Origin of the sequence: Candidatus Thiodiazotropha endoloripes, assembly GCF_001708965.1 — a bacterium.
Lineage (GTDB): Bacteria > Pseudomonadota > Gammaproteobacteria > Chromatiales > Chromatiaceae > Thiodiazotropha > Thiodiazotropha endoloripes.
The window spans coordinates 1568079-1586127 of the sequence record NZ_LVJW01000003.1; the positions used below are offsets into that span (position 1 = coordinate 1568079).

20 protein-coding genes are annotated in these 18049 nt (G+C 52.7%); 9 read left to right on the forward strand and 11 right to left on the reverse strand.

The genetic code is table 11. The annotated features are described in order from the left end of the window. Positions 1-3 precede the first annotated feature (3 nt). The 9 genes from A3193_RS07010 to A3193_RS07050 form a co-directional block, all read right to left on the reverse strand. Entirely contained in the window at positions 4-2001 is a 1998-nt protein-coding gene (locus A3193_RS07010) for a heme lyase CcmF/NrfE family subunit (protein WP_069005586.1), read from the reverse strand. Further along, complete coding sequence (gene ccmE / locus A3193_RS07015; RefSeq protein ID WP_069005585.1) at positions 1998-2465, reverse strand: cytochrome c maturation protein CcmE; 468 nt, start codon at positions 2463-2465, stop codon at positions 1998-2000. Before ccmE ends, A3193_RS07010 begins: the two co-directional genes overlap by 4 nt. Continuing rightward, entirely contained in the window at positions 2449-2628 is a 180-nt protein-coding gene (ccmD, locus tag A3193_RS07020; RefSeq protein ID WP_068995391.1) for a heme exporter protein CcmD, read from the reverse strand. The genes ccmE and ccmD overlap by 17 nt, the downstream gene beginning before the upstream one ends. Further along, positions 2625-3371 (reverse strand): heme ABC transporter permease, encoded by a 747-nt coding sequence (locus tag A3193_RS07025; protein ID WP_069005584.1) that lies wholly within the window; start codon positions 3369-3371, stop codon positions 2625-2627. Before A3193_RS07025 ends, ccmD begins: the two co-directional genes overlap by 4 nt. A 1-nt stretch (position 3372) precedes the next feature. Beyond that, entirely contained in the window at positions 3373-4056 is a 684-nt protein-coding gene (ccmB, locus tag A3193_RS07030) for a heme exporter protein CcmB (RefSeq protein ID WP_069005583.1), read from the reverse strand. Further along, positions 4053-4748 carry a cytochrome c biogenesis heme-transporting ATPase CcmA gene (gene ccmA / locus A3193_RS07035; RefSeq protein ID WP_235614919.1) on the reverse strand — a complete coding sequence of 232 codons (696 nt, stop codon included), beginning with the start codon at positions 4746-4748 and terminating at the stop codon, positions 4053-4055. Before ccmA ends, ccmB begins: the two co-directional genes overlap by 4 nt. Before the next feature lie 577 nt (positions 4749-5325). Further along, positions 5326-5643 carry a non-heme iron oxygenase ferredoxin subunit gene (locus A3193_RS07040; protein WP_069005582.1) on the reverse strand — a complete coding sequence of 106 codons (318 nt, stop codon included), beginning with the start codon at positions 5641-5643 and terminating at the stop codon, positions 5326-5328. A 13-nt stretch (positions 5644-5656) separates the two neighbouring features. After that, entirely contained in the window at positions 5657-6760 is a 1104-nt protein-coding gene (locus tag A3193_RS07045) for an anthranilate phosphoribosyltransferase (RefSeq protein WP_069014393.1), read from the reverse strand. A gap of 295 nt (positions 6761-7055) precedes the next feature. After that, complete coding sequence (locus A3193_RS07050; protein ID WP_083218360.1) at positions 7056-7349, reverse strand: hypothetical protein; 294 nt, start codon at positions 7347-7349, stop codon at positions 7056-7058. Positions 7350-7582: 233 nt separating this feature from the next. Between A3193_RS07050 and A3193_RS07055 the strand changes: the two genes are divergently transcribed. After that, a complete protein-coding gene (locus A3193_RS07055) occupies positions 7583-8830 on the forward strand; it encodes a lipoprotein-releasing ABC transporter permease subunit (protein WP_069005579.1) in 1248 nt (415 codons plus the stop codon). Continuing rightward, positions 8823-9509: a lipoprotein-releasing ABC transporter ATP-binding protein LolD gene (gene lolD, locus A3193_RS07060; RefSeq protein ID WP_069014394.1), complete on the forward strand. Its 687-nt coding sequence runs from the start codon at positions 8823-8825 to the stop codon at positions 9507-9509. Before A3193_RS07055 ends, lolD begins: the two co-directional genes overlap by 8 nt. A gap of 35 nt (positions 9510-9544) precedes the next feature. Here lolD and A3193_RS07065 read toward each other — a convergent pair whose 3' ends face one another. Next, complete coding sequence (locus A3193_RS07065) at positions 9545-10078, reverse strand: DUF2062 domain-containing protein (protein WP_069005577.1); 534 nt, start codon at positions 10076-10078, stop codon at positions 9545-9547. 305 nt (positions 10079-10383) lie between these two features. Here A3193_RS07065 and A3193_RS07070 point away from each other — a divergent pair, with 305 nt between their 5' ends. The 7 genes from A3193_RS07070 to A3193_RS07100 all read left to right on the forward strand — a co-directional run bounded on the left by A3193_RS07070 (position 10384) and on the right by A3193_RS07100 (position 17002). Next, entirely contained in the window at positions 10384-12702 is a 2319-nt protein-coding gene (locus tag A3193_RS07070) for a DNA internalization-related competence protein ComEC/Rec2 (protein ID WP_069014395.1), read from the forward strand. A gap of 153 nt (positions 12703-12855) precedes the next feature. Beyond that, positions 12856-13467 (forward strand): MotA/TolQ/ExbB proton channel family protein, encoded by a 612-nt coding sequence (locus tag A3193_RS07075; protein ID WP_069005575.1) that lies wholly within the window; start codon positions 12856-12858, stop codon positions 13465-13467. Between the two features lies 1 nt (position 13468). After that, a complete protein-coding gene (locus A3193_RS07080) occupies positions 13469-13888 on the forward strand; it encodes an ExbD/TolR family protein (RefSeq protein WP_069005574.1) in 420 nt (139 codons plus the stop codon). 7 nt (positions 13889-13895) lie between these two features. Next, positions 13896-14882 carry a tetraacyldisaccharide 4'-kinase gene (gene lpxK, locus A3193_RS07085; protein ID WP_414630445.1) on the forward strand — a complete coding sequence of 329 codons (987 nt, stop codon included), beginning with the start codon at positions 13896-13898 and terminating at the stop codon, positions 14880-14882. Then, the gene (locus A3193_RS07090; RefSeq protein ID WP_069005572.1) at positions 14875-15063 is read left to right on the forward strand and encodes a Trm112 family protein; all 189 of its coding nucleotides are present in this window, start codon (positions 14875-14877) and stop codon (positions 15061-15063) included. The genes lpxK and A3193_RS07090 overlap by 8 nt, the downstream gene beginning before the upstream one ends. Positions 15064-15068: 5 nt before the next feature. Further along, positions 15069-15827, forward strand: coding sequence for a 3-deoxy-manno-octulosonate cytidylyltransferase (kdsB, locus tag A3193_RS07095; RefSeq protein WP_069005571.1), 759 nt, complete (start codon positions 15069-15071; stop codon positions 15825-15827). A gap of 338 nt (positions 15828-16165) precedes the next feature. After that, positions 16166-17002, forward strand: coding sequence for a sensor histidine kinase (locus A3193_RS07100; protein WP_069014397.1), 837 nt, complete (start codon positions 16166-16168; stop codon positions 17000-17002). A 109-nt stretch (positions 17003-17111) separates the two neighbouring features. On the opposite strand, the gene A3193_RS07105 is transcribed toward A3193_RS07100, so the two are convergent. Next, a complete protein-coding gene (locus A3193_RS07105; RefSeq protein WP_068995412.1) occupies positions 17112-17774 on the reverse strand; it encodes a response regulator in 663 nt (220 codons plus the stop codon). Between the last annotated feature and the right edge of the window lie 275 nt (positions 17775-18049).

Genomic DNA, 18049 nt, shown 5'->3' on the forward strand with positions numbered 1-18049 from the left:
GAATTAACTCCCTGAAGTAGCCGCCGCTGCAGCAGCGTTGTTTACCATCTCTGGCGAGCGTACTTTGGCGGTTCGGTAGCGTCGGTCGGTGACAGCCAGAATGCCGCCCAGTCCCATCAGTACACCACCCAGCCAGATCCATCGTACATAGGGTTTGTAGTAGAGACGCAGGCTCCAGTCGCCACCACCCAGAGGCTCACCCAGTGAGACATAAAGGTCGCGGGTGAAGCCCCAGTCGATGGAGGCTTCCGTCATCGGGCGTGTCTGTACGAAATAGGTCCGCTTTTCCGGTTCCAGGGTGATGAACGGTTCACCGTCCCGGGAGACCTGGAAACTGCCTTGATGAGCATTGTAGTTCGGGCCAGGCACCCGTTTTACACCATCGAATCTGAATTCATAGCCGGCAATTTCACTGACATCCCCGGGACTCATACGGACATCGTTTTCCTGCCCGAAATTGGATACCATGGTGACGCCGACAATGAACATGGCGACACCCAGATGGGCTGTTATCATGCCATAGTAGCTTCGACCGCCGGTTTTGAAATCCTGCCAGAAACCATTGAAGCCCTTCTTGTTTTTCAGTCGATCCCTGACGTTGACGAGGTGAGATGCGGTCACCCAGAGGGCCAATCCCATCCCCAGACCCACCAGCCAGTTACCGCCTGAGAACATGGGCAGCAGACTGATCAGGCCAAACGCCACACTGACGACAAACGCCACCTTCAGCTGCTTGATCAGCAGAGAGGGTTCGGCATGTTTCCATCGGGATAGGGAGCCGATGCCCATCAGCAGTGCCAGGAAGGGGGTGGTCAGCAGAAACATCTTGTTGAACCAGGGGAAACCCACCGAGATCTTGCCCAGTTCCAAAGCATCGTAAATCAGCGGTGCCAGGGTACCCAGAAGTACCAGGGCGGCAAACACCGAAAGCAGCAGATTGTTACCGAGCAGAAAGGTTTCACGGGAGATCAGATCAAATCTTCCGCCACTGGATATGTAGGGTGCACGCCAGGTATAGAGCAACAGCGAGCCGCCGATCACGATCAACAGGAAGATCAGGATAAACACACCACGGGCCGGATCCGAGGCGAATGAGTGTACTGAGGTGAGCACCCCGGAACGTACCAGAAAGGTGCCGAGCAGGCTGAGGGAGAAGGCTGAGATCGCCAACAGTACTGTCCAGCTTTTGAAGGCGCCCCGTTTTTCAGTCACAGCCAAAGAGTGGATCAATGCCGTACCGACCAGCCAGGGCATGAAGGAGGCATTTTCAACCGGATCCCAGAACCACCAGCCACCCCAGCCCAGTTCATAGTAGGCCCACCAGCTGCCGAGTACGATACCGAGGGTTAGAAACACCCAGGCGATGGTCGTCCAGGGACGTGACCAGCGGGCCCAGGAGGCATCCAGTCGTCCCCCCAGCAGTGCGGCAATGGCGAAGGCAAAGGCGACGGAAAAGCCCACGTATCCCATGTAGAGCATGGGGGGGTGGATCGCTAGACCCGGATCCTGCAGCATAGGATTGAGTTCACCGCCCTCCGCAGGTACAGGGAAGGTTCTGTCGAACGGATTGGAGGTCAGCAACATGAAGAGCATGAAGCCGATGCTCACCATGCCCATCACCGAGAGAACCCGGGAGACCATCTCCAGTGGCAGATTGCGACTGAAAGCGGCAATCGCCACACTCCAGGCGGCGAGCAGAAAAGCCCACAGCAGCAGGGATCCTTCATGAGCTCCCCACACAGCGGATATCTTGTAGATGTCCGGTAACTTGGTGTTGCCGTGCTGAGCCACATAGATGACGGAAAAGTCGTTGCTGAGGAAGGCATTGGTCAGAATCAGCAGCGAAATGGTAAGAAAGACGAACTGACCCCAGGCCAGGCTCCGGGAAGCGGCCATCCAGGCGTTATTCCGGGTATAGGAGCCGATCAATGGCACGATCGCCTGGGTAACCGCCAGGCAGAGTGCGAGAATTAAGGCGAAGTGACCGAGTTCAGGGATCATTGTATGCTGGCCTGAGGCTGAGGATTGGCGACCGCCTCGTCATGGGCGGTTTTCAGAGATTCGGCGACCTCCGGAGGCATATAGTTCTCATCATGTTTGGCCAGTACTTCGCTGGCGATGAAGATGCCCTGCTGATTGAGTTGGCCCATAGCGACGATACCCTGACCTTCACGAAACAGGTCGGGAAGAATACCGGTATATTCAACGGTTACTGCCTCGGCATTATCAGTCACTGAGAATGCGGTGGTCAGGCCATCGGGTTTGCGCTTGACACTGTCTGTCTGTACCAGGCCGCCAATGCGGAACGGATGTGCCTCGGGCGCCTTGCCTTCCACTACTTCAGAGGGTGAAAAGAAGAACATCAGGTTCTCATCGAAGGCATTCAGTGCCAGCCAGGTGGCAACACCAATACCGGCTATCATAAGGCCGATCAGGGTGAGTCTTTTCTTACGTATGGGATTCATTTTGTACTTTCCTGGCCCGACGTATTTTACGGGCGATATCAGTTAAGGCGCGCTTACGTTGACGTAGAGGTGCCACCACGTTGGCAACCAATACGATGAACGCCAGGATAAAAGAGGGCCAGACATAGACTGCGTAGCCACCCATTGCGAAAAACTCGCTCATTTCGCCTCCTGTTCAACCATTTCCTGAACCCAGCGACTGTTCCTTTCCCGTTCAACAATTTCTGCGCGCGCGCGCATTAAGACCACAGCGCCGTAGTAAAGTTTAAACGAGATTGCCATGGTCAGCAGTGGGATCAACATGCTGATATCCATGGAGGGTTTATCGAATTTCGTCACCGATGCGGGCTGATGCAGGGTGTTCCACCACTCCACCGAATAGTGAATGATCGGTATGTTGACCACCCCGACCAAAGCGAGGATTGAGACGGCCCGGGCAGCGACCCGCTTGTCCTCGATGGCGCTGTGCAGGGCGATGATGCCGAGATAGAGAAACAGCAGGATCAATTCCGAGGTCAAGCGTGCATCCCAGACCCACCAGGTACCCCACATGGGTTTACCCCAGAGCGAGCCGGTGGCCAGGGCGAGGAAGGTGAAAGACGCCCCCACGGTGGCACTGCTGATGACCACGATTTCGGTCATTTTTATTCGCCAGACCAGGCTGATCAGCCCGGAAACCGCCATCACCACATAGATGAACATGGACATCCAGGCCGAGGGCACGTGGATGTACATGATGCGGTAGCTCTCTCCCTGCTGATAATCGGGCGGAGCCACGAACAGGCCGTAGTAGAGGCCGAACACCAGGGTGATCAGAAAACTGACCATGAACCAGGGCACCAGTTTGCCCGCTACATTGTAGAAATAGCGAGGCGAACCCATTTGATGAAAGAAACGTATGATCATATTAACTCAGACTGATTCTCAATGAGGCGGCAGTGGCCATGGGCGCCAGCACCAGGGAGCCGACCAGCATCGCGCCCAGGATGGAGATCTGTGCAGTGGTCGGTATACCGATTATGGCTGTTTTGACAGCATCTGTACCAAATATCAATACAGGAACATAGAGGGGCAGCACAAGCAGGGAGAGGATCACGCCACCCCGTCTCAATCCGACTGTCAGCGCCACACCAACCGAACCGATCAGACTCAGCACCGGAGTGCCCAGGATCAGGGTCAGCATCAGGGTGGGGATTGCGCTGCCGGGGATGTTCAATAGCACGGCCAGCAGGGGTGCCACGATAAACAGTGGCAGGCCGGTTACCAGCCAGTGCGCGAGGATCTTTGCCAGTACCAGGACCGAGACCGGATGGGCGCTGAGCATGAACTGTTCCAGCGAGCCATCATCGAAATCGGAACGAAACATACTATCCAGTGACAGGAGTGAGGCGAGCAGGGCGGCGACCCATACCACCCCGGGACCGACTGCCTCGATCAGCTTGGGATCATTGCCGATACCCAGAGGAAACATGGCTGTCACCAGGACGAAGAAGAGCATCGGATTGACCAGTTCCGAGCGTCTCCGATAGGCGAGCACCAGATCCCTTTTCAGGAGCAGGCTGAAGGCGCTTGTCAGGGAGAGGGTACTCATCGTTCGGAAAGATTGATGCGTACCAGCTCGATCTCATCCTTAAAACCGATACGGTGGTGGGTAGTCATAGCCGCCATGCCGCCCTTGTTGAGATGTCCCTCGAAAAGTCGCTCCATATGTTCTATACCCTTACGGTCAAGTGATGTGAAAGGCTCATCGAGTATCCACAGTTTTGCATCCGTGACCAGCAGACGGGCAATCGCGAGTCGACGCTGCTGACCCGCTGAAAGATTTCGGGTCGGTACATCTTCAAACCCGTAGAGTCCGACCTGATCCAATGCCTCCTCCAGATCGATATCCTGGCGGGCCTTGCCCAGGCCTTTGGCGATTCGCAGATTCTCCAAAGGTGTCAGATCCAGTTTCGAGCCATCCTTATGGCCCAGATAGGCAATGTGCTCATGGAATTCAGGCCCCAACTGAAAAATATCCTCACCCTGCCAGAGCAGGTCTCCGGCTTCGGGCAGGCGAATACCGCACAGAATTCGCAACAGGGAGGTTTTACCACTGCCGTTTCTACCCTCCAGGACCAGTGCCTGTCCCGGGTTGATGGTGAAATCGAGACCTTCGAACAGCATACGGTCATCCCGGATACAGGCCAGGGATTTGGCTTCAAAGGTCGCAACAGAGTGGCTTGAAGATGCGGTTGTCACAGATTCAGTCGTTTTATCGTTATCGTAATCTTTACAGCCCACCAACCATACCTGAATTTACTCAGGAGTCTCAACAAAAAAAGCTCTTAACCTCTTGCTTTGCCGTTTTGTTGATGGGCATGGGTTAATATTCCCAAATAGTGACCAGTGCAGACAAGTGTTTGTTCAATTTCGATCTGTTATGAAGACAGAAACCTGAAACAGATCACGCTACGGTTCTTCCGTAATGGCTTACTGAAAAAGGTGTTTTGTGCGGATTTCGGTATCTCTGGATACCGGAAAGGGGAGTGGAAACAGTTTTTCTGTGAATACCCGAATTGCACTCAAGAGGCTTGAGGCTTTTTGATAATCACCTGTTCCTGTTCGAAACTCTGAAGATTGGGGGTTCTGTCAGCAATGTTGGATGTTTGCCAAAACAGGGTCATACAGAATGCGATGGCCAACATGAATAGGTATTTCACCGGATATACCCCCGGAACTCTTATTTGGTGGTGAAATTATAAAGCCTAAATACAAGGCGGATATTTTTTATGGGGGCAAATATATAGTAATTACCCTGATTCCGCTAGTGTGGGAACCTACTGATTTTTGATCTAGATCACCAAAATCGTCTGTTTAATTAAATTTTTGGCTGTATTAGGATTTGATTATCGTCGATCTTGACGGGATATGTGCCAATTGGTTCGTCTGCGGGCTCTTCCAGAGGTCTTCCTGTTTTCAGGCAAAAGCGGCTGCCATGAAGTGAGCATTTGATGTTGTGATCCTCAATGCAACCCAGGTAGAGGGATACGTCTTCATGGGTGCATTGGTCGTCAACTGCATAGATCTGGCCGTCAACATTCACGATCAGGTATCGATGTTGTTCATAATCAAATCGCTTCATGCTGCCTGGCGGCAGTTCAGCTGTTTCGGCTGCCTTGATCCATCTCTCGGTCATCTGCACACTCCGGCTAGATCACGCGGGCCAATGCCTGGCCGGAATCCAGAACCTGCCGCACCTGGGATGCAGCCTGCTCCAGTGTTTCATGGCGTCCGCTATGCCAGAGCGTGATGGCGCAGCTGTAGAGCAGCGAATCATACGCCGGCCCCGGTTTTCCCCGTAGTGCATCAAGACCGGTCTCAGCGGCAAACTCCGCCGCCTTGCCGATATCGGTGATCCGGGCGACCTCATCGTCACTGCTCTTGATGGATGGATCATCCGGTAGCGGAACCGCACGGACACTCTGTTCAATCGACAGACTGGACGGTGAGATCTCGACCGGACTCTCCTGATTCAGATTGTCATAGCGATAAATCATCCCCTGCTGCCTCAGCGAGGGGATTACGCCACCCTCGGTACCTCTCACCAACAGGCAGCCCTCAAAGCCGGCAAAGCGAGCCAGTGAGGCGTATTTGGCTGGATAGGGCTTGTGTACATAGCCGGTGAGAAGATGGGTCTTTTGTTTTGCAGTGATCGGCTTGGCCAGCACTTCGACCGTGGTCAATACCTGGCGCTTAATGATACGTTGTCGCAGCCCGGTAAGGTCGTGTAAACCGGGGCAGAAGGTCTTCTGGTCCACATAGGCCCAGCCCAGATCTGGATTTTCGATGCGCCTTACGGCCTCATCCAGACCCATGTCCACATCGATACCGGCGGCCTGCAGGACGTGACGGTGGGTGATACCGAACTTCGGGCCAACCGCATCAAGTCCATGGCTGACACAGGGGAGTCCGCAGGCTGCGAGCACCACTGGAATCATCGGCGCTATCGGCAGGTTCCTGTTCATTCCGTCGTAGGGATCGGCCAGGGAGATCAGCTCGTCGATATCGGCTGCACGGCTCTCAGAGATATTCAGAATAGCCTCAAGCGTGCCTTTGTTTTCATCGTCCGTCTCCCGTTTCATGCGTAAGGCAATCAGAAAGATGGCAGTTTGCACGTCATCGATTTCACCACGCAGAATTGCCGACATCCCATCTCTGGCTTCATCCAGGGAGATGTCTTTACTCAATTCTGGGCCAGTGGCGATACGTTGGATAATGGAGTGCATCAATGCCGCTGATGTTTGGTTTGTCATCTGTACTACCTGGCAGACCGGAGAACTGCAGTTGGAAGATTAAGAGTCGAATTGGCGAGGAGTATAAAAAACTCAGTAAAATTGTCAAGAATAGCTTCCGTGACAACTGTAGGGGGATTAATGCGGCTGATGATGTAAACCGGTCGAAACTGTTTTACAGATTAGCCACTGGTAACCATAAGAATGTGAAAATCAGAGCACGCCAGAGCATTGCAGGGAGAACACCGCAAAGCTCTGGCCTGATAGTTGAAATCGCTGTTGGCGTTGCGGGGTGGCCGGTGCTGATGTAACGACTTCAGCGGTGAAGCACCGAAGTCAGTACATGGTCGTATTCAAAAAAGACGGAATAACTTGGATAGTCCCAACGGGTGATCGGTGGATCGCCAACCGGTGAATGTGCGGTACTGGGTTGACCGAAACGCTGACTGACCTGATCCATTGTCATACTGCGGGTTGGGCGTGAAATGCCTTCCTCACTGTTGATGGGGGCAGAATTGATAGAGTCTATCAGCAGAACTTCAGCCACAGCTGAATGGGATAGCAGGCAGGCACACAAAGTCATGGATAGGGCGGTTATGCGAAAACTCATCTGAGCAACTCCGAATTTGTCTCTTCATGAAGGAATATAGCACTCTTGTCTAACCATAGGAAAGCAGGAGTATTTATTTGCCGGGTCTATGTTCTGAAATAAAATCATGAAATAGTGGAAACTCTGATCCAGCTAACACTATTCAACCTCTTACCAGGTTGAGACCGCTCCAATGGCTGTTTTTTTTGTTAGCCTATGCGGTTTACACACGGTTTGTGTTTTAATGCCGAGCTATGTTTAAACCGATCGAATTGTATATCGGCCTGCGCTACACGCGCGCAAAGCGGCGAAATCACTTTATCTCCTTCATCTCCGTGATCTCGATGGTAGGGATCATGCTGGGGGTTGTCGCCCTGATCGTGGTGCTCTCGGTGATGAATGGATTCCATAAGGAGATCCGCGAACGGATACTCGGTATGGCTTCCCATGCAACCATCTCCGGGGTCAACGGGGAGCTTGCCGATTGGCGGAGTGTTGAATCCGAAGCGGCGAAGTTTCCCCATGTGGTCGGCAAGGCGCCCTATGTGGAGGGGCAGGGCATGTTGATCAGTGGACAGAAAGTAAGCGGGGTACTGCTGAGAGGTATCCTGCCGGAGCAGGAGGGCGAGGTATCGGATGTCATCACCTCCATAACCCATGGCACGATCGAGACCCTGCAGCCGGGCAGCTATGGCATCGTACTCGGCAGAGAGCTTGCCAATGTGCTGGGGGTTGGGGTCGGCGACCGGGTGACACTGGTCACCCCTCAGGTCAATGTGACACCCGCAGGCATCATGCCGCGTCTGAAACGTCTTACCGTCAGCGCCATTTTTCAGGTCGGAATGGGGGAGTATGACCGAGGTGTGGCGATTCTGCATATCAAGGATGCAGCAAAACTGATGCGACTGCAGGATGGGGTGACCGGCGTTCGACTGAAACTGGATGATCTCTATCTGGCGCCTCAGGTTTCACGTGAGCTGGCTATGAAGATGGGCGGTTACTATCGTATCAGTGACTGGACAATGCAGCATCGCAACTTCTTCTCGGCACTGCGCACTGAAAAACGCATGATGACCATCATTCTTTCGCTGATTGTTGCCGTGGCGGCCTTCAATATCGTTTCAACCATGGTGATGGTGGTTACCGACAAGCAGTCGGACATTGCCATCCTGCGTACCCTGGGAGCATCACCGGCTTCGATCATGGGAATCTTCATGGTTCAGGGGGCGACGATTGGAATCGTCGGTAACATATTCGGCATGTTGGGAGGGACCTTGCTCGCTCACAATGTGGAGGAGATCGTAAGCTGGATCGAAAAGGCTTTAAGTGTCGATTTTCTCGACCCGAGTATCTACTACATCACCAAACTGCCCTCAGATCCCCATACCAGCGACATACTGTTGATTGGGGGTATGGCTTTTCTGATCACACTGCTGGCGACCCTCTATCCTGCCTGGAAGGCCTCCCGTACCCAGCCTGCCGAGGCGTTGCGTTATGAGTAGTGAAGAGCGGGTACTCGAGGCGAATGACCTGGTTCGTACATTTACCCAGGGAGGACTTTATGTTGAGGTGTTGCAAGGCGTCAATCTGAAGCTCAACGCAGGCGAACGGGTCGCCATTGTCGGCTCATCCGGATCTGGAAAAAGTACCCTGCTGCACTGTTTGGGTGGACTGGACAAAGCGGACTCCGGCCGTGTCAGCATATGCGGTCAGGATCTGCTCAGTCTCAATGAACGGGAAAAGGGACTGTTGCGTAATCGGAACATGGGTTTTGTCTATCAGTTTCACCATCTGTTGCCGGAATTCACGGCGATGGAAAATGTGGCGATGCCACTGATGATCGGCGGGCACGGAGTAAATCATGCCCGGGATCGGGCAACCGAGATGCTGCAGCAGGTCGGTCTGGCGGAACGGATGCACCACAAACCCAATGAGCTGTCCGGGGGAGAGAGGCAAAGGGCTGCCTTGGCACGTGCCATGGTCCACCATCCGGCTTGTGTGTTGGCGGATGAGCCAACCGGCAATCTGGACAGAAAAACAGCGGATCAGGTCTATGAATTGATGCTGCAGCTCAATCAGGAACTCAATATCAGTTTCATCGTGGTGACCCACGATGCAGATCTAGCCCAACGCATGGACCGCACCCTGCATTTGATCGATGGCAGGTTGACAGAGGGGTAGCTCGGTTACACTTTCACCGTGTCCGGCTGATGCGATTATTCAGAGAGCTTGGCGGAGGTGCTGCTATGTCGGCGGTTCTTCCATTTTTCCACAGCGCGCCAGCGCCAGATCCATAGAATCAGGCTGTATCCCAGAACCGAAGAGATGGTGGCGCAAACCAATGAGCCCAGGATCAGTGGTATGAGGATCTCAGAGCCGACACTCTGCAGCCACTCAAGGCTGAACTGAAAGGGTTCCAGGGAGGCGGTTTCGCCGGTGATCATGATGCCGACTTGATAGGCAAAATAGAACATCGGTGGAATGGTGATCGGGTTGGTGATCCATACCAGGGCGACCGAGAGCGGCAGGTTGACCCGGAAAAAAATTGCGGCTGCAGCTGCGAGCACCATTTGAAAAGGCACTGGTACAAACGCCATGAACAGGCCTACCGCAAAAGCACCGGAGACCGAGTGTCTGTTGAGATGCCAGAGGTTGGCATCGTGCAGCAGATCACCGAACACCTTCATGTGCTTGTGGTTACACACATGGTCGCGGTGTGGCAACAGGCGCTTGATCAGTCGTTTTGGCATGTTTAAGGCGATTAAAAACAGTCTAATTGGTTATCGGCAAGTGCGATCGGAACTTGCGCTTCGGCATGCTACCCCATGCAATCCCGGTGGCAGCCGATCAGAAGCAGTTTCTTCCTTGAAAATCACTTGAGTTGTTACTCGTCCTGATAATAGTAAATCAATAGTAGTTGTCAGGACTATTGTTTTTTTACAATTCAGGTAGATTGGTAACCCATCACTCTATTTAAAGTGCCGGGTTAATAAGCATAGTCCACAAGTGCGCCGATATCCGATAAAGTGGACCCGGATCTCGACAAGGAGCAGTCGTGAACAGATTTCTGATCGGTTTTGTCATTGGTGTGGCACTTTTTCATCTGCTGGGTCAGCTGCCAGGATTGACATGGTTGTCCGTGGCTTTGACCTTCCCACTGCTCTGGCGGTTCAAACCTCTGCGTCCTTTGCTGGCCATTGCAGCAGGAGCCGGTTGGAGTCTGCTCAATGCCAGCCTGATTCTGCACCACCAGTTACCTCTGAAATTGGAGCGCAGTGACCTGATTCTCGAAGGTGTGGTGGATTCGCTGCCGGTCACACAGGGTCGACTATCCCGTTTTCAGATGCGGGTCACCTCGTTGCATGATGAAAATGACGAGTTGGTTGATATCTCCCGGGTTCAGATCAGCTGGTTTGGTGCAACAAAAGAGCTGAGTATTGGTGATGTGTGGCGCTTCAAGGTCAGGTTGATCCGCCCCAGAGGGGCACAGAATCCAGCTGGTTTCGATCATGAAAAATGGCTGTTCATGCAGCAGATCCAGGCCAAAGGCTATGTCAGGGATTGGGCCGGTAATAGCCAGCTTGATTCAGACCAATTTCCCACTCTGCTTGGTTTACTGCGACAAAATATCGCCAAAGCGATCGATAACGCGACCGACAAGCCTGGACCCGCTGCCCTTCTGAAGGCACTTGCTGTTGGTGATAAACGGGGTATGGATAGGCAGGCCTGGCAGACTTTCACCCATACCGGAACCAACCACCTGATTGCCATTTCCGGATTGCACATCGGCCTGGTTGCCGGCTGGTGTCTGTTCATCGGTAGCTGGTTGTGGCGTCGCAGTGCCAGACTCTGCCTGCGATTGCCCGCACTCAAAGCCGGTGCCGTGTTCGCCCTGCTGGGGGCGGCGGTCTATGCCGCATTGGCCGGTTTTACCTTGCCTACCCAGCGGGCGCTGATCATGCTGGTTGCTACCCTTGGGGCTCTGCTCCTGGGCTATCGTATTCAGTTCGGCCGAAGTCTGTTGATTGCGCTCTTTCTGGTGGTTCTGCTGGATCCTCTGGCAATTCTGAGCCGGGGGTTCTGGCTCTCATTCACTGCCGTGGCGGTTATACTGTGGAGTATCGGCGGCCGCCTTGCTCCCTGGCAAAACTGGCGTCAGGGCATACAGGTTCAACTCTCTGTCAGTCTGGGCCTGTTACCTCTGTTAATACTCTTTTTCAGTCAGATCTCCCTGATCTCGCCGTTGGTGAATCTCCTCATGGTGCCCTGGTTCAGTCTGGTAATTGTGCCGATGACTCTGATCGGTCTGCCGCTATTAGCGGTTCCAGCGCTTGCTGATCCCTGGTTCTCGCTGCTGCAAATGCTCTCCGCTGCAACCTTAATGCTGCTGGAGTGGTGTTCATTGCAGACGTTTGCCATGACTGATCTTGTTCAACAGGATCTGTTGCTGTTGTGGTTTCTTCTGGCAGGCTGCGTGATACTGCTGTTGCCAGCCGGGATGCCGGGTCGTGGATTGGGATTGCTGCTCTGTGCCCCGATATTATTTGCCTCGGCGGAACGCCCAGCCAAGGGTGAGATTTGGTTCACCTTACTGGATGTGGGTCAGGGGCTGGCTTGTGTGGTTGAGACCAGCAATCACCTGCTGCTCTATGATACCGGTCCAGGACAGGGGGATCGGACTGCAGCCGATTCCGTGATCATGCCATTTCTCAGATTCAGAGGGCATCGGAAGATCGATAAGTTGATTGTCAGCAATGGTGACCGTGATCATGCCGGTGGGGTTGAATCATTGACTCAATCGATCCCCATCAGCCAGCTCCTGGCAGGCGATCCGCAGATGATTCATGGGGTGGCTGAAGCTTGCCAGGCAGGGAGTGAATGGCATTGGGATGGGGTGCATTTCCAGATTCTCCATCCGGCTGCCAACACTGAATTCAACGATCGCAACAACCGCTCCTGTGTATTGAAGATCGAGAGTGAGAATTGGACGATACTGTTGCCGGGGGATATTGAACAGGCGGCGGAAGATGCCCTGCTCAGGGCCAATCCCCAACAGCTCCGATCGGATCTTGTTGTCGCTCCGCACCATGGTTCAAGCAGCTCTTCGACCGCTGAGTTTGTGACAGCGGTCGACCCACAGTGGGTGCTATTTTCAACTGGTTACAAAAACAGCTATGGTTTCCCTAAACCGGAGGTGGTTCAGCGATGGCAGGTACAAGGTGCAGGGCTGTTGAATACGGCGCAGAGCGGTGCCATTGAATTTCGTCTGGGGGTGGATGAGATGAAACCGCAACCACGTCTCTATCGCGAACTGAACCAGCGGTTTTGGCACCAGGGTGATGGGGGCTCGGGGAATCATCTGCGGTCTGAGTAGACGATCGCCGCAGACGCCGGGCAGCTGTAGATCGGTGTAGAATCCGACCTGCTCAGGTCGCCATGCAATCTGAGCTGCAACAAGATATCCTGGTCGACTATCATGGTCGTATCGAGAAGAGTTTTGGTGAAATTCACAGAAGGAAAAGGATAAGTGTTTGAACTTGTAAAGTCGGGTGGATGGTTGATGCTGCCCATTATCGCCTGTTCCATTGCTGCATTGGGGATTGTCATTGAGCGATTCTGGTCCCTGCAGCGTAAACGGGTCATGCCGGAATATCTGATGCGACAGATATTGCAGCTCCACCAGGATGAAAAACTGAATCTGGCCGACTTGGACAAGCTGAAGACCAGTTCTCCCCTTGGTCGGATACTGGCAGCCGGTCTGGTTAACCGGAACCATAGTAAGGTTGTCATGAAAGAGGCGATTGAAGAGGTTGGTCGCCAGGTGGTTCATGAACTGGAGCGATATCTCAATACCCTCGGGACAATCGCCTCCATCTCGCCGTTGCTTGGTCTGCTGGGAACCGTCATCGGCATGATCAAAGTGTTCAGCGTGATTGTTACCGCAGGCGTCGGGGATCCGGGGGTGTTGGCCGGTGGCATCTCCGAAGCCTTGATCACCACCGCGGCCGGGCTCTCGGTTGCCATACCCAGCCTGATGTTCCATCGATACTTTTCCGGTTTGATCGATCAGCTGGTAATCGGCATGGAAGAGCAGGCATTGAAGATGGTGGAAGTGATCCACGGGGAGAGAGAGCGCTGAAATGAATTTCAGAACCAAAGCTCGAAAATCACCAGAGGTGGATATCACGCCGCTCATCGACGTGGTCTTCCTGCTGCTGATCTTTTTTATGGTATCGACGACCTTCGAACATGAGAGCCAGATCCTGATCGAACTGCCTGAAGCCACCGGTGAGGAGATTCAGCGTGAAAAACAGCAGCTCGATATCACCATCAACATAGCCGGTACCTTTTTTGTCGATCAGCGAGAAGTGGTCAATACCGAGATGGAGACCCTGAAGATGGCGATCAGTAAAGCCATTGGGGACCGGGGTAATATTCCGGTGATCATCAATGCGGATGCACGCACCCCGCATCAGTCGGTGATGACTGCAATGGATGCGGCAAGCCAACTTGGTTTGACCAAGATGACCTTTTCAGCCCACAAGCCTGCTTTGGAATGAGGTGGCCCTGGCTTTGAATCCGATTGAAGCTTCCTGGCAACGACGGCAGCCTCTTAATTATCTGCTACTGCCATTGAGTGCTCTGTTCTGTACGGTTGTCGTATTGAGACGCCGCCTCTATCGTTGGGGTTGGCTCAAAAGTCAGCGGATTGAGTGCCCCGTGATCATCGTCGGCAATATTACAGTAGGTGGCACGGGTAAGACGCCTTTCATCATCTGGTTGGCGCAGAAGCTCACTGAATGGGGTTACCGGCCGGGGATCATTACCCGTGGCTATGGAGGGCAGTCGGAAACCTGGCCTTGCGAAGTGACTGCCGATGCCACAGCGCAACAGGTGGGGGATGAAGCCATACTGCTGAAACGTCATGCGGAGTGCCCGGTTTTCGCTGGGCCGGAACGTCCCCTGGTTGCGCAACAACTGCTCTCAAACTATCCCTGCGATGTGATTCTCTCCGATGATGGCATGCAGCACTATGCCCTGCAGCGGGATCTTGAAATTGCCGTGGTGGACGGTAAACGTCGCTTTGGCAATGGTTACTGTCTACCAGCCGGACCACTGCGGGAGACTCGAAAGAGACTGCAACAGGTCGATCTGGTGATTGTCAATGGCGATGCCGCTGAGGGCGAGCATGGGATGTCGGTGATTGGTGATATGGCATGCCCGGTTGCCGGTGGAGAGTGTAAACCCCTGTCGGAATTCGCCACGGCAGCTGTTGCGGCCGTCGCTGGTATCGGCCACCCGGAACGTTTTTTCAGCATGCTTGAGTCTGCAGGTCTGAGGGTGGATAGACACCCATTTGCCGACCATTATGAGTTTAGCCCCGAAGATCTGGCCCCATTCCATCAAAAGACAGTTCTCATGACTGAGAAAGATGCGGTAAAGTGCGAACAGTTCGCCCAGTCCAATCATTGGTATGTGCCTGCGACCGCCAGTGTGGCCATGGGGTTCGAACATCAACTCAAGACGAAGGTGAAAAGGCTCTTAGATGGATAGAAAACTGCTTGATATTTTGGTTTGTCCGGTGTGTAAGGGGAAGCTCCTCTATAGGAAGAAAGAGCAGGAGCTGATCTGTCGCGTCGATCGGCTGGCCTATCCGATACGTGATGATATTCCGGTGATGCTCGAAGAGGAGGCCCGGAAAATTGCCCCGGATGAAGAGCTTCCGGAAGGCTGAAGGATATGAATTTCAAAGTTGTCATACCGGCCCGATACGCCTCTGTACGCCTACCGGGAAAACCGTTGTTGGAGATTGCCGGTAAACCGATGATCCAACATGTCCATGAACGTGCGCTGGAGAGCGGTGCCAGTCAGGTGGTGATAGCCACCGACAGCGAGAAAATTGCAAATATCTGCCGGGAGTTTTCGGCCGATGTCTGTATGACCTCTGCGCAACACCGCAGCGGCTCCGATCGTATCGCTGAAGTGGTGACCCAGCGAGGCTGGGGGGATGAAGAGATCATCGTTAATCTACAGGGAGACGAACCCTGTATGCCGGCAGAATTGCTCTCCCAGGTTGCCGAGGATATGAGTCAGCATGATGCAGCAGGCGTGACCACGCTGTCGGCACCGATCACCGAGCGCAAAATGCTTTTTGATCCCCATGTGGTGAAGGTGGTGACGGACATCCAGGGCTACGCCCTCTATTTCAGCCGGGCACCGATTCCCTGGCATCGTGACGAATTTATCGACGCTGCAAGTCCACTGCCTGCAGACACCGGTTTTGCCCGTCATATTGGACTCTATGCCTATCGTGCCGGTTATCTGGCCCGATTTGTTGCCTGGGAGAGGGCGCCGATTGAACGGGCGGAATCATTGGAGCAGTTGAGAGTGCTTTGGCATGGTGGACGGATCCACGTCAGTAATGCCAAAACAGACCCCGGACATGGGGTCGATACCCGGGATGATCTGCGACTGGTGGAGGCCCAACTCAGTCAGTGACTTGTTAAACATTGTAAAATTTTTCGACTACTACCCGAAAAATGGGTGATTTAACCCATTGTGATTAGGAATAAGAGGATTTTTTGTCGGGATTTTTTACACTATTTTTTTTATATTACGTTGTAATTTATTAGGATTGTTATATAAGTCAATGTAATTCAATCGATTTTACTATTTTGGCATAAACCCTGCAATGATAAATGTCAATCGCGGCTAAGCATGACGATTGTGACAGATTCGTCATATTTTAAAGTATTTTAATTCTCTAATATTTAAACAATATTTTAGAAAAGCCGAAAAGTGTTATTGGATAAGACACAAAAATAAAGGGTTATTACATGGCATTGGTAAACGATCATCTGGGCAGTGATGGATTCTTAGGGGTTTCCGCTTTAAAACTCGCTTCATCTCCATTTCCATTGGCGGAAAAGGAGACTCAGACCGGTGTCTCAATCAACGATAACCTCAGGTTGACCGACCAACATATTCAGGACGGCCTCTCCTGTCTCAAGCAGTTAAAGCAGGGTGCTCATCATCAGCACGTTAGCTCTGAAGAGCTTGAGAGAAAACGTATCTCCCGCGAACTTCACGATGGTCTGGGGCAGTTGCTCACCAGCATGGGCTTGCATATTCAGCGTTGTCTTGATGGATGTGATGGGCAGAAGAGTGCAACGCAGAGTCAACAGCGGGAGTCCCTGGAGGCTGTCTCATCCATGGTCAAGCAGGCGATGTCCGAAGTGAGATCGATCTGCAGTGCAATCCGTCCCGCCATTCTCGATGATCTGGGTGTCATCCCCGCAATCTCCTGGCAGTGCCGTCAGATTACCAGAGTCTGCAGCGATACCCAGGTAGTGACCGATTTTGACGTGGATGAAGAGTCGATACCCGAGGATTACAAGAGTGTCATCTATCGCATCGTACAGGAGTCCCTGAACAATGCGGTCAAATATTCAAAGGCGAAGACCATCACGGTCTCCCTGTTGCAGGCACACGATGCTATTCATCTGCTGATCATCGATAACGGCGTCGGATTCGATCCTTCCGAAATTCAGGGGAACCTGGGAATGGGGCTGGTCGGTATGCGTGAGCGGGCTGAGTCGGTTGATGGCAGAATCCGCATCGATACCGGCATTGATCAAGGCGTACAGATTCGCGCTTCCTTTCCTCTGCAGTAATCTGCACAGAAAATCATTCGATTTAAATTGCGCAAGGCTATGCGCAGCTGATGTCAGGTCATCCTGACTGAGACCCACCGTATTTAGGGATTGTTGAGAGCTTTCCCCGTTACCGGTTTATCAAACCTTTCTCCAGCGCGTATGTGGTCAGCGCTGAAACATTGTGCAGGTCAAGTTTCTTCATCAGATTGGCACGATGTTTTTCAACTGTTTTGACGCTGATGCAGAGATAGTCGGCCATGCTCTTATTGGTGTGACCTTCAGCGATCAACTTCAATATTTGGCGTTCCCGTTGTGTCACCGTATCCCAGCGGGTGAGAGGTTCGTTATTGACGTTATTGGTTTGCAGATAACTGTTGACGACTTTTTCCGTGATCTCTGCGCTTAAGTAAGTTTTACCATTCAATACGCGTTCTGCTGCAGTCATTAACTCATTCTGAGTTGCATCCTTCAGAACATAACCATTGGCACCAGCTTTCAGGCTTGCCAAAACGTACTCTTCCTCATTGTGAACGGTCAAAACCAGGGTTTTGATTTCAGCATCCCGCTCTCTGATTTCGCGGATTGCATCCATGCCGTTCATGCCGGGCATATTCAGATCCATAATCACCAGATCCGGTTTGAGTTCAATCACCCGACGTATCGCATCGCGGCCATTGTCGGCTTCACCGATTACATCGAACTGGGGATTGGAGGTCAGGAGTGCTTTTAATCCTGCACGCAGAATGTTGTGGTCTTCGGCGATGATGATTTTTTTCTTGTCGCTGTTCATTGTCACCTGAGCCTATCTCATCTCTCTCTGGTTTTGTGTCCCTTGCGCATCGATTTCCGGCTTTTACTTCAGACTAGTTTAGGTGTGATTGCAGGTGATGCAAATTTCAAACCTGTATGCCAGCACATGATGATGGAAACATGTGCTATTCACCATGACACAAATTGTTTATTGAATAAACCACAAAAATGGCGCCGCCGCCACCGTGCAAAATCACAGATAGGCGTGGATTTTTGCGGGTCGATTGGTGAATCGATGAAAAGTCAACTTTTTGT